The organism is Micromonospora sp. M51 (genome assembly GCF_018070305.1).
Classification (GTDB): Bacteria; Actinomycetota; Actinomycetes; order Mycobacteriales; family Micromonosporaceae; genus Micromonospora; species Micromonospora parva.
Genome location: NZ_JAGPXZ010001203.1, coordinates 1 through 1148, shown reverse-complemented (window position 1 = coordinate 1148; position 1148 = coordinate 1). Strand labels below are relative to the sequence as shown.

2 protein-coding genes are annotated in these 1148 nt (G+C 71.3%); both read left to right on the top strand.

The features are described from left to right. On the top strand, window positions 1-524 hold a 524-nt coding region (locus KBX53_RS33700), incomplete at its 5' end, for a cytochrome c biogenesis CcdA family protein (RefSeq protein ID WP_247676599.1). Then, on the top strand, window positions 524-1148 hold a 625-nt coding region (locus KBX53_RS33695), incomplete at its 3' end, for a cytochrome c biogenesis protein ResB (protein ID WP_210863890.1). The genes KBX53_RS33700 and KBX53_RS33695, both read left to right, overlap by 1 nt.

The window sequence follows — 1148 nt, the reverse complement described above, 5'->3', positions numbered from 1 at the left end:
TCTTCGTCGCCACCGCGATCCTGTTCGCCGGCATCGGCCGGGTCTTCTTCGAGTACGAGCGGCAGCTGGAGATCCTCGTCGGCGCGCTGATCATCGTGCTCGGCCTGGGCTACCTCGGGATGATCCCGGCGCTGCAACGCGAGTTCCGGATCTCCCGGCTGCCGTCGGCCGGCCTGCTCGGCGCACCGGTCTTCGGTGCGGTCTTCGCGCTGAGCTGGGTGCCCTGCACCGGCCCCACCCTCGGCGCGGTGATGGGCATGGCCGCCACCAGCGGGCAGAGCGACCGCGCGGTGGTGCTCGCCGTGGCGTACTGCCTCGGGTTGGGGATACCGTTCATCGTCTTCGGGCTGGGCTTCGAACGTCTGCTCGGGGTCTTCCGCGCCGTCCGGCGCAACAGCCGCTGGGTCACCCGGGTCGGCGGCGCCCTGCTCATCCTGATCGGCCTGGCCCTGGTCACCGGCGGATGGCAGAGCTTCGTGATCTGGTTGCAGACCACCGTCGGGGTGGGCGAGGTGAGCATCTGATGACGGTCGTCGACGACCGACCGGAGACCGTGGCGCCCGCGCCGCGCCGCCGGCCGAACCGGCTGCTGGCCCTGCTGCGCAACTCGTGGCGGCAGCTGACCAGCATGCGTACGGCCCTGATCCTGCTCTTCCTGCTCGCGATCGCCGCCATCCCCGGCTCGGTGCTGCCGCAGCGCGGGATCAGCCCGGAGAAGGTCAACCAGTACTTCGTCGACCACCCCGACTGGGCTCCCCGGCTGAACCGGATCGGCGCGTTCGAGGTCTTCGGCTCGGTCTGGTTCTCCGCGATCTACCTGCTGCTGTTCACCTCCCTGATCGGCTGCATCACGCCCCGCCTGCGGGACCACATCCGCGCCCTGCGGTCCCGGCCGCCGGCCGCGCCGAAGCGGATGGCCCGGCTGCCGCAGCACACAGTGCTGCCCGCCCCGCCCGGTGGCACGGCGGCGATCGCCGAGGTGCTGCGCAAGCGCCGCTGGCGCGTCGAGGTGCGCGGCGACGAGGTCTCCGCCGAGAAGGGCTACCTCAAGGAGACCGGCAACCTGCTGTTCCACACCTCGCTGATCGCGGTGCTGATCGGCGTGGCGCTGGGCTCCTGGTACGGCTGGAGCGGCAACCGGCTGCTGG